This is a genomic window from Serratia sp. PL7 (assembly GCF_945957435.1).
The window spans coordinates 277,674-293,315 of sequence record NZ_CAMFLB010000004.1 but is presented as its reverse complement, the minus strand read 5'-3'; the positions used below and the strand labels follow the sequence as shown (position 1 = coordinate 293,315).

At 58.2% G+C, this 15,642-nt stretch carries 13 protein-coding genes; 2 read left to right on the top strand and 11 right to left on the bottom strand.

Annotated elements, in window-relative coordinates; all coding sequences use genetic code 11:
- Positions 1-8: 8 nt before the first annotated feature.
- Together N6G83_RS21610 and pvcA are read right to left on the bottom strand one after the other, a co-directional pair.
- The gene (locus N6G83_RS21610; RefSeq protein WP_025301529.1) at positions 9-872 is read right to left on the bottom strand and encodes a TauD/TfdA dioxygenase family protein; all 864 of its coding nucleotides are present in this window, start codon (positions 870-872) and stop codon (positions 9-11) included.
- 95 nt (positions 873-967) lie between these two features.
- Complete coding sequence (gene pvcA, locus N6G83_RS21605) at positions 968-1,933, bottom strand: L-tyrosine isonitrile synthase (RefSeq protein WP_025301528.1); 966 nt, start codon at positions 1,931-1,933, stop codon at positions 968-970.
- A 191-nt stretch (positions 1,934-2,124) separates the two neighbouring features.
- Between pvcA and N6G83_RS21600 the strand changes: the two genes are divergently transcribed.
- Entirely contained in the window at positions 2,125-3,051 is a 927-nt protein-coding gene (locus N6G83_RS21600; RefSeq protein ID WP_025301527.1) for a LysR family transcriptional regulator, read from the top strand.
- Positions 3,052-3,323: 272 nt separating this feature from the next.
- Here N6G83_RS21600 and ispH read toward each other — a convergent pair whose 3' ends face one another.
- The 5 genes from ispH to ribF are packed head-to-tail and all read right to left on the bottom strand — an operon-like array spanning position 3,324 to position 9,040.
- Positions 3,324-4,277: a 4-hydroxy-3-methylbut-2-enyl diphosphate reductase gene (gene ispH, locus N6G83_RS21595; RefSeq protein WP_025301526.1), complete on the bottom strand. Its 954-nt coding sequence runs from the start codon at positions 4,275-4,277 to the stop codon at positions 3,324-3,326.
- Positions 4,258-4,728, bottom strand: coding sequence for an FKBP-type peptidyl-prolyl cis-trans isomerase (fkpB, locus tag N6G83_RS21590; RefSeq protein ID WP_038628869.1), 471 nt, complete (start codon positions 4,726-4,728; stop codon positions 4,258-4,260). The genes ispH and fkpB overlap by 20 nt, the downstream gene beginning before the upstream one ends.
- A gap of 1 nt (position 4,729) precedes the next feature.
- Entirely contained in the window at positions 4,730-5,239 is a 510-nt protein-coding gene (lspA, locus tag N6G83_RS21585; protein WP_025301524.1) for a signal peptidase II, read from the bottom strand.
- Positions 5,240-5,252: 13 nt separating this feature from the next.
- Positions 5,253-8,069 (bottom strand): isoleucine--tRNA ligase, encoded by a 2,817-nt coding sequence (ileS, locus tag N6G83_RS21580; RefSeq protein WP_260515868.1) that lies wholly within the window; start codon positions 8,067-8,069, stop codon positions 5,253-5,255.
- A 32-nt stretch (positions 8,070-8,101) separates the two neighbouring features.
- Positions 8,102-9,040 carry a bifunctional riboflavin kinase/FAD synthetase gene (ribF, locus tag N6G83_RS21575; RefSeq protein ID WP_260515870.1) on the bottom strand — a complete coding sequence of 313 codons (939 nt, stop codon included), beginning with the start codon at positions 9,038-9,040 and terminating at the stop codon, positions 8,102-8,104.
- A gap of 390 nt (positions 9,041-9,430) precedes the next feature.
- On the opposite strand from ribF, the gene rpsT reads away from it, so the two are divergent.
- On the top strand, positions 9,431-9,694 hold the full coding sequence (gene rpsT, locus N6G83_RS21570) for a 30S ribosomal protein S20 (protein ID WP_004932960.1): 264 nt from the start codon (positions 9,431-9,433) through the stop codon (positions 9,692-9,694).
- Between the two features lie 71 nt (positions 9,695-9,765).
- On the opposite strand, the gene nhaR is transcribed toward rpsT, so the two are convergent.
- The 4 genes from nhaR to dnaK form a co-directional block, all read right to left on the bottom strand.
- Complete coding sequence (nhaR, locus tag N6G83_RS21565; protein ID WP_004932962.1) at positions 9,766-10,665, bottom strand: transcriptional activator NhaR; 900 nt, start codon at positions 10,663-10,665, stop codon at positions 9,766-9,768.
- A 192-nt stretch (positions 10,666-10,857) separates the two neighbouring features.
- Positions 10,858-12,024, bottom strand: coding sequence for a Na+/H+ antiporter NhaA (gene nhaA, locus N6G83_RS21560; protein WP_025301521.1), 1,167 nt, complete (start codon positions 12,022-12,024; stop codon positions 10,858-10,860).
- Between the two features lie 235 nt (positions 12,025-12,259).
- Positions 12,260-13,384 carry a molecular chaperone DnaJ gene (gene dnaJ / locus N6G83_RS21555; RefSeq protein WP_004932969.1) on the bottom strand — a complete coding sequence of 375 codons (1,125 nt, stop codon included), beginning with the start codon at positions 13,382-13,384 and terminating at the stop codon, positions 12,260-12,262.
- A 106-nt stretch (positions 13,385-13,490) separates the two neighbouring features.
- Positions 13,491-15,404 (bottom strand): molecular chaperone DnaK, encoded by a 1,914-nt coding sequence (gene dnaK, locus N6G83_RS21550; RefSeq protein ID WP_004932972.1) that lies wholly within the window; start codon positions 15,402-15,404, stop codon positions 13,491-13,493.
- Positions 15,405-15,642 lie beyond the last annotated feature (238 nt).

Genomic DNA, 15,642 nt, shown 5'->3' with positions numbered 1-15,642 from the left:
ATGCTCCTTTACGCTTCTGCGTTTGCCGGCTTCAGCGCCAGATTGGCGCACACCGGGTTGCTCTGAATATGCACGCGCTGCAAATGACGCGCGGAACGGGCGGTAAAGCCCTCACGGCCGTGCAGCAGCGAGAAATTGTCCGCCACCACCACGTCGCCCTGTTGCCACTGATGGGCATAATAGTGACGCGGATCGTACAGGTGCTGCTGCAGAGTGTGATGGAACTGTTCCTGCTGTTGTTCCGGCACGCCGTGATATTCCAGCGCATGCTGGTTGAGGAATTTTTTCCCCTCCGTCGGCGGTTCATTGTAGCGCATGATCAAGCCCCTGCCGTTCGGGTGCTGCACCACCAACGGCGAACAGACTTCTCCGCCGTAATGCACCACCTGCTTGATGCGGTAGGTGATCGACACCGACAGCCACTGATCCAGCAACGTTTCGTCCGCATTGGCCAGCAACCGCGTGGTATCGACGAAGGTAGTGCACCCGCCTTCGTCCTGCGACGGCGCCGCCACGCAGTGGAACAGCTGGAACTCGGGGATGGTCGGCTTATACATGCCATCCCAATGCAGCGGGACGTAGCTGCTGTCGAAAATATGATCCTTGGCGTCAGGATGTTCCTTCACGTCCAGCACCGCGCCGAACGGCCACATCATGATCTCGCCCCACTGCTCGGCGTAGCGCGTCAGAACCTCCCCATCGCTGAAACCGGAGTCGAATCCGCGCAGCACCAGCAAGTGGTGCTCCTGCGCCAGCGCTCGCAGCGCCGCCACCGGTAGCTCGCCGATCTTTTGCCCCGGATGCTGCGGCGTCAGGATCGCGCCGAACGGGGTATTCGGTTGGATATGGCAATTAAGCGGTTGGTTGTTCATCAGTATTCTCCTTGCATCGAATGTGCTGCTCACACGGCAACGTGCCGTCAAAAACGCGCCCGTCAGGATTTCGGGCGCAAAAGCATGCAGCGGCCTCAGGCCATCTGCGGTTGTTCGATCAGGTAATGGCTCGGCGTGCCGCGGATCTCTACCAGCTCGCCGTCCAGGCTCTGCGCGTCTTTACGTTTCATCAGCACGAACTGGCCGTTCACGTTGGCTGCCACGCCGTGCCACGGCGTCAGCCAGTCGTCTTTGGTCGGCATCATGTGGATACCCATTTTCAGACTGTCGACCGGCTGCGGGTGAATCGACAGACGGATCGCCGCCGGGAAGTGCTGCGCCAGCAGATTGCCCCAGGCCCAGCTGCGCTGGATCACGCCGCAAGCGCGCTGTTTGGCGTCTTTCTGCAGCGCGGCGTTGGAACCGCTGTAGCCCGGCAGTTGGCTGTCTTCATACAGGAAGCGCGTGATGGCGCGGTACAGCAAGAGGCCCTGTTCGTCCTGCATCAGTTGCTGTTTGATCGCCTCTTCCGATTCGGCATAGCCCTCCACCAACAATCGGCGCAGCAGATCATAATCATCGGTATGCTCCGCCAGGCCTTTGACATCGCCGAGGTTGAACACGCTCAGGTATGTCGCGCCCACTTCATGCAGCAGGCTTTCAATCTCGCGCTGATAGTGGTTGATCGCGTCGTCGCTGACGCGGATCAGATCGCCGAACACGTGACCGTCGGAGCAGATAACGATATGCGCCCCCGGCGGGTAATAGAGCTGAATGCGCTGGCACAGCGAGTTGAGGAAGATCAACGACAGCCGCTCCGCCATGTCCGGCACCGCACCGATCACCTTGTTGGTGTTGGGCGACTTGGTCGGGAAGGCCGGTAGCACGAATTCGATACGTTGCTCGTTTTCGATGAATGCCCGAATGCGCGGCAATTGCACCTGAGTGACCCGCCGTTCTTCTTCGGCGATCGAGGTGTCGTCGCCGGGGAAACGGCGGCGGTATTGCAATAATTCACGTAGGATCTTTAACGATATTTCTTCTTTCTGAGCGCTGTCCACAATGAGCTCCTGTTGCGATGTGGCGCGGGTGTATTATTGATAAGCGCAATAAGATTTATCAAAAAGAGAAAAAATCTCTGCAAAATAATAATCAGCCCGGCGTTTATATGCTTCAGGCAATATAGAAGAGATGGTGCTATATTATTAGCCCGTATAATTCACAATCTTGGTTAAGTTGTGCTTAACAAACTATGAGCAATATTTTAAAACGCATGGCCATTTTCTCAAAAGTGGTCGATTGCGGCGCATTCAGCATGGCGGCAAAAGAATTGGGCATGACGACCTCCGCCGTCAGCCAACATATTCGCCAGCTGGAGGAACATCTGGGCATTCAATTACTGTTGCGATCGACGCGTTCATTGAGTCTGACCGAAGCAGGATTGTGTTTTTATGAAGATTGCCTGCTGATGATCCACGCAGCCGAACGTGGCCAACAACGGATCGCCGCGCTGCGCGGCGAGCTGGTCGGCGAACTGCGTGTCGCCACCTCCACTGAATTCGCCACCCACTATCTGGTGCCGGCGCTGCAAAGCTTCCTCGATGAACACCCGCAGCTTACGCTGCGACTGGAAATCCACGATGAGAAGATAGACCTCATCACGCAACGCATCGATCTGGCGATACGTGGCGGTGTGCTGGCCGACTCCAGCTACGTTTCCACGCGGCTGGCGCGCTGCCGTGAAGTGTTATGCGCCTCACCGGCCTACCTGGCACACCACGGCGTGCCGGATTCACCGCAGGCGCTGAGCCATCACCACTGGGTCACCTTTACACCGCTCGGCAACCCGCAGTTTGTCCGTCTTATCCATCGCGACGGCGGCGAACACCGCATGCGTATGACGGGGCGTTTGTTCACCAACAGCGGTATGGCGATGAAAGAGTTGGCGCTGACCGGCAAGGGGATCATTCGCAATTTCTTCGCCAACGTTGAACGTGAATTGCGCAGCGGTGAGCTGATTGAAATATTGCCTGATTGGCGGTTACCGGAAATTAATTGCTATGCCATTATGCCGCGCAGGGAGATCCAGCCATTAAAAGTCAGACGGTTGCTGGAACATATGAAACTCTATTTGCAGGAGAAGGGATTAACGGCCGTAGAACATATTCGACAGGAATAAAATAAGAAACATCTGCAACGTCCATTATTGTAATTATTGTAATCACTTTGCCAACACCGGGCCTCATTTAGATTGCAGCCTAATGATATTCTGATTAATGACTTTTCGCCAGCCTATATAATTAATTACACCGACGTTATTTCAAATACTCAGAATAAATTTGACTTTAGTTAGCAGAAAATTTGAATATGCATGGCATGTTATTTTTAACGCGGCACGATTCCAAAAAAAACGGGAAGCCTAAGCTCCCCGCTGTCATCCGCCGGCGCATGTCAGTCAATCTGACGAACGTCCACCCGCAGCTCTTTAGGCACTTCAAACACGATGTTCTCTTCACGCCCGCTGATTTCATGCACGTCCAGGCCGCCCAGCGCTTTCAGGCGAGAGATCACCTCCTGCACCAGCACGTCCGGTGCCGAGGCGCCGGCGGTAACGCCGATATTGCGCGCTTCGCTCAGCCAGCTCTCCTGAATATCCGCCGCCGAATCGATCAGATAAGCCGGTTTGCCCACGCGCTGCGCCAGTTCAGCCAGACGGTTAGAGTTGGAAGAGTTCTTTGACCCCACCACCAGCACCACATCCGCATCGCCGGCCAGGTTACGCACCGCTTCCTGACGGTTGGTGGTGGCGTAGCAAATGTCATCCTTACGCGGACCGATAATACTCGGGAAGCGCTGACGCAGCGCGTCAATCACGTCCGAGGTATCATCAACCGACAGCGTGGTCTGCGTCATGAAGCACAGATTGCTTTCGTCTTTCACCTGCAGCTTCCACACGTCTTCCGGCGATTCGACCAGGTACATGCCGCCCTTCGGGTTGCTGTACTGGCCCATGGTGCCTTCCACCTCCGGATGACCGGCATGGCCAATCAGAATCGCTTCGGTGCCGCGGCGGCTGGCGCGCGCCACTTCCATATGCACCTTGGTCACCAATGGGCAAGTGGCGTCGAACAACATGGTCAGATCGCGCGCCTTGGCTTCGGCGCGTACCGCCTGAGACACGCCGTGCGCCGAGAAGATCAGGATAGAACCGTCCGGCACTTCGGCGATCTCTTCGATAAACACGGCGCCCCGCTCACGCAGGCTGTCAACCACGTAGCGGTTGTGCACCACTTCATGCCGTACGTAGATCGGCGCGCCATACAGCTCCAGCGCACGTTCCACGATGCTGATCGCACGATCAACCCCGGCGCAGAAGCCACGCGGGTTAGCCAGCAATATTTGCATGCGTCTCCTCCTGCTGCGGATCGATCTCCAGCACTTCAATGTCAAAGGTCACCGGATGGCCCGCCAGCGGATGGTTGAAATCGACGGTGATTGAATCCTCCGCCACCGCGCGCACCACGCCCGGCATTTCGCTGCCGTCGATGGCGGTAAACAGCATGATGGTGCCCACGTCCGGCACGCCGGTTTCCGCGAAGTCGCGGCGCGAGAAGAACTGGACCAGATCCGGGTTCTCCGCGCCGAACGCCGCTTCCGGCTGCAGGGTAAAGGCACACTTGTCGCCCGCTCGCAGGCCGAGCAGCTGCGCTTCCAGCGGCGCCGACAGGCTGCCGTCACCCAGACGGAACAGCGCAGGTTTGCCGCTGCTGCGGGTAGATTCGGCGGTCGAACCGTCTTCCAGTTTCAGCGTAAAGTGAACCAGCACCGCGCTGTCACTGATAATCTGAGCCGTCATGTTACTCACCTTTACTCTTTGCGCCTTTGTTCGCCGGCGACAGGAAACCTTCCAGCACGATCATCGCCGCACCCACGCAGATAAAGCTGTCCGCCAGATTGAAGGTCGGGTAGTGCCAGTCACCGACGTAGAAGTCGATGAAATCGACCACAAAACCGTGCCACAGGCGATCGAACAGGTTGCCCAACGCCCCACCGATGATGAAGGCGTAGGCAATGTTGTTCAGCTTCTGCTGCGCCGCGCTGCGGTACATCATCACCAGCAGCACCGCGACGATGGCGATGGCGATGCCGGCGAAGAACCAGCGCTGCCAACCGCCGTGATCGGCCAGGAAGCTGAACGCAGCGCCGTAGTTGCGCGCGTAAAACAGGTTGAACGACGGGATCAACGGCTGGGACTGGCCCAGCGTAAAGTTAGCGAGGATCCACTGCTTGCTGCCGAAATCCAGCGCCAGCACCGCCACTACAACCCACAGCCAACGCAGGCCGGTCGAACAAATTGGTTTACTCATCAGGCGCGAGTTCTCAGGCAAAGTTACGCTTCTCGCCGTCACCGGCGACGTTGCTCACACAGCGGCCGCAGATGTCTGCGTGCTCCGCCACCAGACCGATATCGGTGGTGTAATGCCAGCAGCGCGGGCACTTCTCACCTGGCGCCGTGCTGAAGGCGATCTTCAGCCCTTTCAACAGCTCGGAGGCCTGCACGTCGGCCGGCGCATCCGCCAATGGCGCAACGCTTGCCGCAGAGGTCAGCAGCACGAAGCGCAGCTCATCCTGCAGGCTGTTCAGGCGAGCCGCTAGCTCGCTGTCGGCATACAGCGTCACCGCCGCTTCCAGCGAACCGCCGAGGCGTTTGTCGGCACGCGCCTGCTCCAGCACCTTGTTCACTTCGCCGCGCACTTTCAGCAGCTCAGCCCAGAAAGCGTCGTTCATCGGCTCGCCTTCCGCCAGCCCGAACAGGCCGTCGTACCACTCTTCGGTGAACACGTACTGCGCGCGTTTGCCCGGCATGAAGCCCCAGATCTCGTCTGCGGTGAACGACATGATCGGCGCCATCCAGCGCACCAGCGCTTCCACGATGTGATACAGCGCGGTCTGGCAGCTGCGGCGGGCGACGCTGTCGCTCTTGGCGGTGTACTGGCGATCCTTGATGATATCCAGGTAGAAGGAGCCCATCTCGACCGAACAGAACTGCATCAGACGCTGCACCACTTCATGGAAATCGTAGTTGGCGTAAGCCTGTTCGATATCCTGCTGCGCCGCCAGCGCGCGGCCGACCGCCCAGCGATCCAGCACCACCATGTCTTCAGGCGCCACGCAGTCGGTGCTCGGCTCGAACCCGTTCAGGTTGGCCAGCAGGAAGCGCGCGGTGTTGCGGATGCGGCGGTAAGAGTCGGCGGAACGCTTGAGGATCTCGTCGGATACCGCGATCTCGCCGGTGTAATCGGTCGACGCCACCCACAGACGCAGAATGTCGCCGCCGAGCTTGTTCATCACGTCCTGCGGGCTGACGGTGTTGCCGATCGACTTGGACATCTTGCGGCCCTGGCCGTCGACGGTGAAGCCGTGAGTCAGCACTTCCTTGTAAGGCGCCTTGCCCTTCATCGCGGTGGAGATCATCAGCGATGACATGAACCAGCCGCGGTGTTGGTCGGAGCCTTCCAGATACATGTCGGCGCCGTGGCCGTTGAATTCAGGGCGCACATCGACAACAGAGGCGTGGGTAGAACCGGAATCGAACCACACGTCCAGCGTATCCGGCACTTTCACGTAGTCGGCGGCTTCCGCGCCGAGGATGTCGGCCGCGTCCAGATCCCACCAGGCCTGAATGCCGTCTTGCGCGACGCGCTTGGCCACTTCTTCCATCAGCTCAACGGTGCGTGGGTGCAGTTGCTCGGTCTCTTTGTGCACGAACAGCGACATCGGTACGCCCCAGGTGCGCTGACGCGAGATGCACCAGTCCGGGCGGTTGGCGACCATCATTTCGATGCGCGCCTGGCCCCAATCCGGGATCCACTGCACGCCCTTGATCTCTTCCAGCGACTGCTGACGCAGGCCTTTCTGATCCATGCTGATGAACCATTGCGGCGTGGCGCGGAAGATGATTGGCGTCTTGTGGCGCCAACAGCACGGATAGCTGTGCAGGAACTTCTCGACGTGCAGCAACGCGCCTTTGTCACGCAGCAGATCGACGATCAGATCGTTAGCCTTGAAAACAAACTTGCCGTCCAGTAGCGGGTAGGTGCCGGTCAGGTAGCAGCCGTTCGGCCCTACCGGGTTGGCCACTTCCAGGCCGTATTTCTGGCCGATCACGAAGTCGTCCGGGCCGTGGCCTGGCGCGGTGTGCACCGCACCGGTACCGGCGTCCAGCGTCACGTGCTCGCCGAGGATCGCCGGCACGTCGAAGTCCATGAACGGGTGTTTGAAGCGCAGCAGCTCCAGATCGGCGCCTTTGCAGCTGCCCAGCACCGTCCACTCGGTGATGCCGGCGCGTTTCATCACGCTTTCCACCAGTTCGGCCGCCAGGATCAGGCACTGGCCGTCAACCTGCACCAGTTGATAGGTGAAGTCCGGATGCAGCGAGATCGCGCGGTTGGCTGGCAGGGTCCACGGGGTGGTGGTCCAGATAACCAGCGAGATGGCGCCGTTGAAGTGGCTCACGCCAAACTTGGCCGCCACGGCAGCCGCGTCGGCCGCGTGGAAGGTCACGTCGATAGACGGCGAAGTCTTGTCGTAGTACTCCACTTCCGCTTCCGCCAGCGATGAGCCGCAGTCGGTGCACCAGTGAACCGGCTTGGCGCCTTTCAGCAGGTGGCCGTTGCTGATGATCTTGCCCAGCGCGCGGATAATGTTGGCTTCGGTTTTGAAATCCATGGTCAGGTAGGGACGATCCCAGTCGCCCAGCACGCCCAGGCGGATGAAGTCCTTCTTCTGACCTTCAACCTGCTCGGCCGCGTACTCGCGGCACTTCTGGCGGAACTCGGCCGCCGTCAGCTTCTCGCCCGGTTTGCCGTACAGCTGTTCCACCTTCAGTTCGATCGGCAGGCCGTGGCAATCCCAACCCGGCACATAAGGCGAGTCGAAGCCGGCCATCCCTTTCGACTTGATGATAATGTCTTTGAGAATCTTGTTAACCGAGTGACCAATGTGAATGCTGCCGTTCGCATACGGAGGGCCGTCATGCAAAATGAAGGTTTTTTTGCCCTTTTTGGCAGTACGAATAATCCCGTACAGATCCTGTTCATACCAACGTTGCAGCATGCCAGGTTCGCGCTTGGCGAGATCGCCGCGCATCGGGAACCCTGTTTCCGGCAAGTTCAGGGTATTCTTGTAGTCACTCATTAGATTCTCGGTTCCGTTTTCGGCTATAGAGATTAAACCGGTGTCTGTAGCCCGAAGAACTTCCGGGCCGTCACCACATCATTGGCGATTTGCTGCTTCAGGGCATCGAGCGAAGCAAACCGTTGTTCATTGCGCAATTTTGCGCGGAGCACCACCTCAATATGGCGCCCGTAAAGATCCATTGTGACATCCAGCAGATGCACTTCCAGCTGCTGGCGCACGCCGGCGACGGTCGGACGCGTGCCGATGTTGGCCACGCCCGGCAGCGACTGCGGCCCCAGGCCGTACACCTCCACCGCATACACCCCTTTCACCGGCGCCACCAGGCGCTTGAGCGGCAGGTTGGCGGTCGGGAAGCCGATGGTGCGGCCCAGCTCATCGCCGTGCACCACGCGCCCGGAGATGCTGTACGGGTGGCCCAGCAGGGTCTCTGCCAGCGGCAGATCGTCCTCGCTCAGCGCGGTGCGGATCGCGGTGCTGCTGATGCGCCGCTCGCCTTCGCGGAAGGTCGGGGTACTGACCACATCGAAGCCGTACTCTTTTCCGGCCTGCTGCAATAGCGGAAAATCGCCCTGACGCCCGGCGCCAAAGCGAAAATCATCCCCCACCATCAGGAATTTGACGCCCAGTTTTTCCACCAGCAGCTCGGCGACGAACGCCTGCGCGGTGTTGGCGGCGAAACGCGGATCGAACTTGACGCACAGCAGGTAATCAACGCCCGCCTGCGCCAGATAGTTGGCCTTGTCGCGCAGGCGCGTCAAACGGGCCGGCGCCTTGTCTGCGGCGAACATCTCCAGCGGCTGCGGCTCAAAGATCATGACCATCACCGGCAGCCCGAGGCGTTGCCCTTGTTGCTTCAACTGCTCCAGCAGCGCCTGATGACCGCGGTGTACGCCGTCAAAGTTGCCGATGGTGAGCACGCAACCATGGTGGCGCGCCCGGATATTGTGAATGCCGCGAATTAGCTCCATAGCTGGCTCAAAACAGTGGAAATCGGCGGATTATACCTTGTACAGCCGGTAAGGTTAACCCGCGATTGGTGCCTTTATGTAATAGACATACCATACCGGAGATAATCTGCGCGTGAAACGGCTTCGCCGCAGTTTATCCGGCGCCACCGGGCCGATTCTCGACCGCGGCCAACGGCTTGCGTCCGCCGCGGCAAAACATTGGCGAATTTTCTCGCGAAACACTGTATTCCCAAGAGCGAAGCTGGTAAAATCCTGCGCCATCACAACGTAGCGAGTGCCGCCTGTACAAACGGCGCTTATTTGCACAAATCCATTGACAAACGAAGGCTAAAAGGGCATATTCCTCGGCCTTTGAATTGTCCTCAATAGAATATATTTGGGAGTTGGACCTTGGCTAATATCAAATCAGCTAAGAAACGCGCCGTACAGTCTGAGAAACGCCGCAAGCATAACGCAAGCCGTCGCTCAATGGTGCGTACCTTCATCAAGAAGGTAGACGCAGCTATCGCAGCTGGCGACAAAGAAGCAGCACAAAATGCATTCCTGGTAATGCAGCCACTGGTGGACCGTCAGGCAGCTAAAGGCCTGATCCACAAAAACAAAGCAGCGCGTCATAAGTCAAACCTGACTGCACGCATCAACGCAATGCAGTAAGCATTTCGTTATCTGCTTGATAAAAAAACCGGCTCAGGCCGGTTTTTTTACGCCCTGCGTTCAGTGAACCGCTAGCAGGAAAACAGCGCCGAGAAGTCTTTGTTGCAGACGCGCTGCACCGCCGGATGCTGGATCATGCGCTCGGCGAAGATGATGTAATACTCCTCCTGCACGCTGTCTATACGTCCAATCTCCACCACGTTATCATCGTTGTAGGTATCCTGCGCATACAGCGTCGGCGCCACGAAGATCGCGTTGTGGTACATGCCGAAAGCCTTCATCAGCGCCGCATCGTCGAACTCGCCCAGAATCTCCACCTGGATGCCCTGCGTATTGAACCAGTTGAGCAGTTTGCGCCCCAGCATCGAACGGCGGCCGGGGATCAGCAACTTGCGCTGCTCCAGGCAGGCCGGGAACGGCAACTCCGGCGCCGGCTGACGACAGAAGAAGCTGATGCCGCACTCGCCCAGCTTCAGCGAGAACAGCCCTTCCTGCTGGCTGGAGTCCACCGGGCAATCCGACAGGATCATATCCAGCTTGTGCTGGCTGAGCTGCTCCAGCAGCATCTCGTGCGTCGATTCAAAACAACGCAGGTGGATCTGTTCGTTGTCCACCACCACCGCCGTTTCCAACACCTGGCTGACCAGGCGCTTCGACAGCGCGTCCGCCACGCCGACGTCGAACAGCAGATTCGACTCTTTGCGATAGTTGACGATATCCAGCATTTCCTGGCTGAGCATAAACATCTTGTCAGCATAGCGGAACACCAACTGCCCCAGCTCCGAAGGCACCAACCCGCGCCCCTGGCGTTTGAACAGCTTGCCGTCCAACCGCTCTTCCAGCGCCTTGATCTGGCCGGTGATGGTCTGCGGCGTCAGAAACAACGCTTCAGCGGCGCCGACCACGGAACCGGCCTTGCAGACCTGCCAGAAATAGTAAAGGTGATTAAAGTTGATATGCGACATCCTCACGAGCGGCTCTCCTTAACAACGTTTCGCAGCGGCAAACGGTGTGCCGTGACGAGCGACAAACTTCCTTTCCCTGCTTCAGACAACGTATAGCCCCATTAGTCCCAACGAAGAACGGCCGAAGCTGCACATATTTTATACCGTACAGCTCCGACCAGCCATTTTATTATGTGCCCTTACCGGGCACATTCAGGATTAACGTACGCGCGGCAACGCCAGACGCAGCAATCCATACCCTACCACCGCCGCAGCCGTCGAGCCCAACAGGATCCCCAGACGGGAATAGGTGCTGAGCGCCATATCCGCCTCGCCGAACGCCAGCGAGGCGATAAAAATCGACATGGTGAAACCAATACCGCAAAGCACCGAAACGGCAAATACCTGTTTGAAGCCGATGCCTTCAGGCAAACGGGCGATGCCCATTTTCACCGCCAGCAGGCTGAAGAGGAAAATCCCCAGCGGCTTACCGATAAACAAGCCAGCCGCAATCCCGACCGGCAGCAGCGACGTCAATCCTTCCAGCGATACGCCCTGCAAAGAGACCCCGGCGTTAGCGAAAGCGAACAGCGGCAGGATCATAAACGCGACCCACGGGTGCAGCTCATGCTCCAGCGTTTCCGATGGCGATGGCCCCTTCTTGACGTTCAGCGGGATCATAAAGCCGACGATCACCCCGGCCAACGTCGCGTGCACCCCGGACTTGAGGATCGCCACCCACAACACCAGGCCAACCATCATATACAGCGAGGTTTTTCCCACGCCACGCCAGTTCATCACCGCCAGCAGCACCGTCGCCGCCGCTGCCACGCCCAGCGCCACCATCGACACTTCGTGGGTGTAGAACAGCGCGATGATGATAATCACGCCCAGGTCATCGATGATCGCCAACGCCAGCAGGAATACTTTCAGGCTAGTCGGCACGCGGTTGCCCAGCAGCGCCATTACGCCCAGCGCGAAGGCGATATCGGTCGCCGCCGGGATTGCCCAACCCTGGCGAGTGACTTCATCCGCGCCGTTGAAAAGCAGGTAAATCAGCGCCGGCGCCAGCATGCCGCCCAGTGCGGCGATCGCCGGAAACACCGCCTTGTCACGCCCGGACAGCGAGCCTTGCATCAGCTCGCGCTTGACCTCGAGCCCCACCACCAGGAAGAAGATGGCCATCAGGCCGTCGTTGATCCACAGCAGCAGCGGCTTGGCGATCTCCAGCGAAGCAATTTTCACCATCACCGGCAGGTTAAGAAATGCCTGATAGATCCCCTGCGCCGGGCTGTTGGCCATGATCAGGGCGACGATCGCCGCCGCGATCAGAATGATGCCGCCCGCGGCTTCCTGACGTAAAAATTGACGAATGATGTTGGTCACAGTACGTCTCTCCAAATCTGTGCAGGACGTAGCGCCCTGCGAACCACAGTCATGAAGTGAGTATAGAGGGCGTTTTAGTTCGAAAAAATAAGTTTATAAATGCTAAATAACTCGAAAAAACCGATCAGAAGCACGAGTAAATCACATTATTCTTAGGGAATGAGCGTTGTAGCACGCAAATAAAAACCCCGGGCAAATGCCCGGGGTTCTAACATAAACCAACAGAAACAGAAGGTTAGCGAGTCAGATCGTCAAAGAACTTTTTCACCCCGTCGAAGAAGCTCTTCGAGCGCGGGCTGTTCTTGTCGCCGGATGGGCCGCCCAGGCTCTCTTCCAGCTCACGCAGCAGTTGCTTCTGCTTGTCGTTCAGATTGACCGGTGTTTCCACCACTACGCGGCACAGCAGGTCGCCCTGGCTGCCGCCACGCACCGATTTCACACCCTTGCCGCGCATGCGGAACAGCTTGCCGGTTTGGGTCTCCGAAGGCACCTTCAGTTTCACCCGGCCATCCAGCGTCGGCACTTCAATCTCGCCGCCCAGCGCCGCCATGGCGAAGTTGATCGGCACTTCACAGTACAGGTTGTTGCCTTCACGCTCGAAGATCGGGTGCGCCTTCACCTGCACCTGAACGTACAGATCGCCCGCCGGTGCGCCGTGCTCGCCGGCTTCGCCTTCACCCGCCAGGCGGATGCGGTCGCCAGTATCGACGCCGGCCGGAATTTTCACCGACAGCGTTTTGGATTTCTCAACCCGGCCGTGGCCGTGGCACTTGTTGCACGGATCTTTGATGATCTGGCCGCGGCCATGGCAGTGTGGACACGCCTGCTGCACGGTGAAGAAGCCCTGACGCATTTGCACCTGGCCTTGACCGTGACAGGTTGGGCAGGTGACCGGTGAACTGCCCGGCTTGGCGCCGCTGCCGTGGCAGACGTCGCACTCTTCCAGCGTCGGGATGCGGATCTCTTTGGTGACGCCACGTACCGCTTCCTCGAGGGTCAGCTCCATGTTATAGCGCAGATCAGAACCGCGGCTGGCGCGCTGACGGCGGCCTCCGCCGAAGATATCGCCAAACACGTCGCCAAAGATATCGCTGAAGTCGGCACCGCCGCCAAAGCCGCCGCCGCCCATGCCGCCCTGTTCAAAGGCCGCGTGGCCATACTGGTCGTAGGCCGCGCGTTTCTGGTCGTCGGTCAGGACTTCGTAAGCTTCTTTAACTTCTTTAAACTTGGTTTCGGCGTCTTGTTCCTGGTTGCGGTCAGGATGGTATTTCATCGCCAGGCGTTTATACGCCTTTTTGATCTCACGTTCATCCGCCGTCTTGCTGACGCCGAGAATCTCGTAATAGTCTTTCTTCGCCATTCTTTCGCTTACCCTTAACATGCGTGCACGGGCGCAGAGTTGCCTCGACGCCCGTGCTGGTTTCCGGTAGCGGCATCTCGGCCGCCCCGTGCCCGCTTAAGGGCGATTATTTTTTGTCTTTAACTTCTTCGAACTCAGCGTCAACCACGTCGTCGTCTTTCTGCGCCGCGTTGTCCGCGCCGGCGTCAGCACCCTGCTGAGCCTGCTGCGCCTGAGCCATTTCCAGCAGCTTGCCGGAAACCTGCACCAGCGCCTGAGTCTTCGCTTCGATCTCGGCTTTATCTTCGCCTTTCACCGCCGCTTCCAGATCTTTCAGCGCCGCTTCGATCGCCGTTTTATCTTCCGCCGGCAGTTTGTCACCCGCTTCTTCCAGCTGCTTGCGAGTACCGTGGATCAGGTGATCCGCCTGGTTACGCGTCTGTACCAGCTCTTCGAACTTGCGGTCAGCTTCAGCGTTCAGCTCGGCATCGCGCACCATTTTCTGGATTTCGTCTTCGTTCAGGCCAGAAGATGCCTTGATGGTGATCTTCTGCTCACGACCGGTGTTCTTGTCTTTGGCAGACACGTGCAGGATGCCGTCGGCATCGATATCGAAGGTCACTTCGATCTGCGCCATGCCGCGCGGTGCCGCCTGGATGCCGTCCAGGTTGAACTGGCCCAGAGATTTGTTATCGCTGGCGCGCTTACGCTCACCCTGCAGCACGTGGATGGTTACTGCAGACTGGTTGTCTTCCGCAGTAGAGAACACCTGGCTGTGCTTGGTCGGGATCGTGGTGTTTTTGGTGATCAGCGGCGTCATCACGCTGCCCATGGTTTCGATACCCAGCGACAGCGGGGTCACGTCCAGCAGCAGAACGTCCTTCACATCACCGGCCAACACGCCGCCCTGTACCGCAGCGCCTACGGCAACCGCTTCGTCCGGGTTCACGTCTTTACGCGGTTCTTTGCCGAAGAAGTCTGCGACTTTCTTCTGCACCATTGGCATACGGGTCTGGCCGCCCACCAGGATCACGTCCTGGATGTCGGAAACCGACAGGCCTGCGTCTTTCAGCGCCACTTTCAGCGGCTCGATAGAACGCGCAACCAGATCTTCAACCAGAGACTCGAGTTTGGCGCGAGTCACTTTGATGTTCATGTGTTTTGGACCGGTCGCGTCTGCAGTGATGTACGGCAGGTTAACGTCGGTCTGCTGAGCGGAAGACAGTTCAATCTTCGCTTTCTCAGCGGCTTCTTTCAGGCGCTGCATCGCCAGCGGATCGTTGCGCAGATCGATACCCTGATCTTTCTTGAACTCTTCCACCAGGTAGTTGATCAGACGGCTGTCGAAGTCTTCGCCACCCAGGTGGGTGTCACCGTTGGTCGCCAGCACTTCAAAGGTTTTTTCGCCGTCAACGTCGTCGATTTCGATGATAGAGATATCGAAAGTACCGCCGCCCAGGTCATAAACCGCGATGGTGCGGTTGCCGACTTCTTTGTCCAGGCCGTAGGCCAGGGCCGCAGCGGTCGGTTCGTTGATGATACGTTTGACTTCCAGACCCGCGATGCGGCCGGCGTCTTTGGTCGCCTGACGCTGGGCGTCGTTGAAGTAAGCCGGCACGGTGATAACCGCTTCAGTTACCGGTTCGCCCAGGTAATCTTCCGCCGTTTTCTTCATTTTTTTCAGCACTTCCGCAGAGATCTGCGGCGGAGCCATTTTCTGGCCTTTCACTTCCAGCCAGGCGTCGCCATTGTCGGCTTCGACGATTTTGTACGGCATGATCGCTTTGTCGCGCTGCGCTTCTTCATCCTGGAAGCGGCGACCGATCAGGCGCTTGATGGCGAACAGGGTGTTTTCAGGGTTGGTCACTGCCTGACGCTTAGCCGGCTGGCCAACCAGAGTTTCACCGTCCTGGGTATATGCGATAATAGAAGGAGTGGTGCGGTCGCCCTCGGCGTTTTCCAGCACGCGTGCCTTGGCACCATCCATAATTGCTACGCAAGAGTTGGTAGTACCCAGGTCGATACCAATAATTTTGCCCATCTAAACGTCTCCACTAAAAAATTCATAATCAGTCAGGTTGCTAACCTATATGCGGGCGATTTTTTGCTTTTCAACTGCCCGATATCTCAGTGCGACCCGCGGTTAGCAGCTGCGGTTGCAAATAAGATGGGGCCATCCAGCTCGGCATCAAGGGGCAAGGCAAAAAAAATTTCTTTTTTTATCGTCATTCAGATCATTGTTTCCGGCTGCGGGGATCATTATGATGCGCGCGCTCTGA

What these genes read in the sequence shown, in the direction of transcription:
- N6G83_RS21610 (WP_025301529.1), bottom strand. Translation starts at nt 872, where the DNA reads ATGAACAACCAACCGCTTAATTGCCATATCCAACCGAATACCCCGTTC.
- N6G83_RS21600 (WP_025301527.1), top strand. Translation starts at nt 2,125, where the DNA reads ATGAGCAATATTTTAAAACGCATGGCCATTTTCTCAAAAGTGGTCGAT.
- ispH (WP_025301526.1), bottom strand. Translation starts at nt 4,277, where the DNA reads ATGCAAATATTGCTGGCTAACCCGCGTGGCTTCTGCGCCGGGGTTGAT.
- fkpB (WP_038628869.1), bottom strand. Translation starts at nt 4,728, where the DNA reads ATGACGGCTCAGATTATCAGTGACAGCGCGGTGCTGGTTCACTTTACG.
- lspA (WP_025301524.1), bottom strand. Translation starts at nt 5,239, where the DNA reads ATGAGTAAACCAATTTGTTCGACCGGCCTGCGTTGGCTGTGGGTTGTA.
- ileS (WP_260515868.1), bottom strand. Translation starts at nt 8,069, where the DNA reads ATGAGTGACTACAAGAATACCCTGAACTTGCCGGAAACAGGGTTCCCG.
- ribF (WP_260515870.1), bottom strand. Translation starts at nt 9,040, where the DNA reads ATGGAGCTAATTCGCGGCATTCACAATATCCGGGCGCGCCACCATGGT.
- dnaJ (WP_004932969.1), bottom strand. Translation starts at nt 13,384, where the DNA reads ATGGCGAAGAAAGACTATTACGAGATTCTCGGCGTCAGCAAGACGGCG.
- dnaK (WP_004932972.1), bottom strand. Translation starts at nt 15,404, where the DNA reads ATGGGCAAAATTATTGGTATCGACCTGGGTACTACCAACTCTTGCGTA.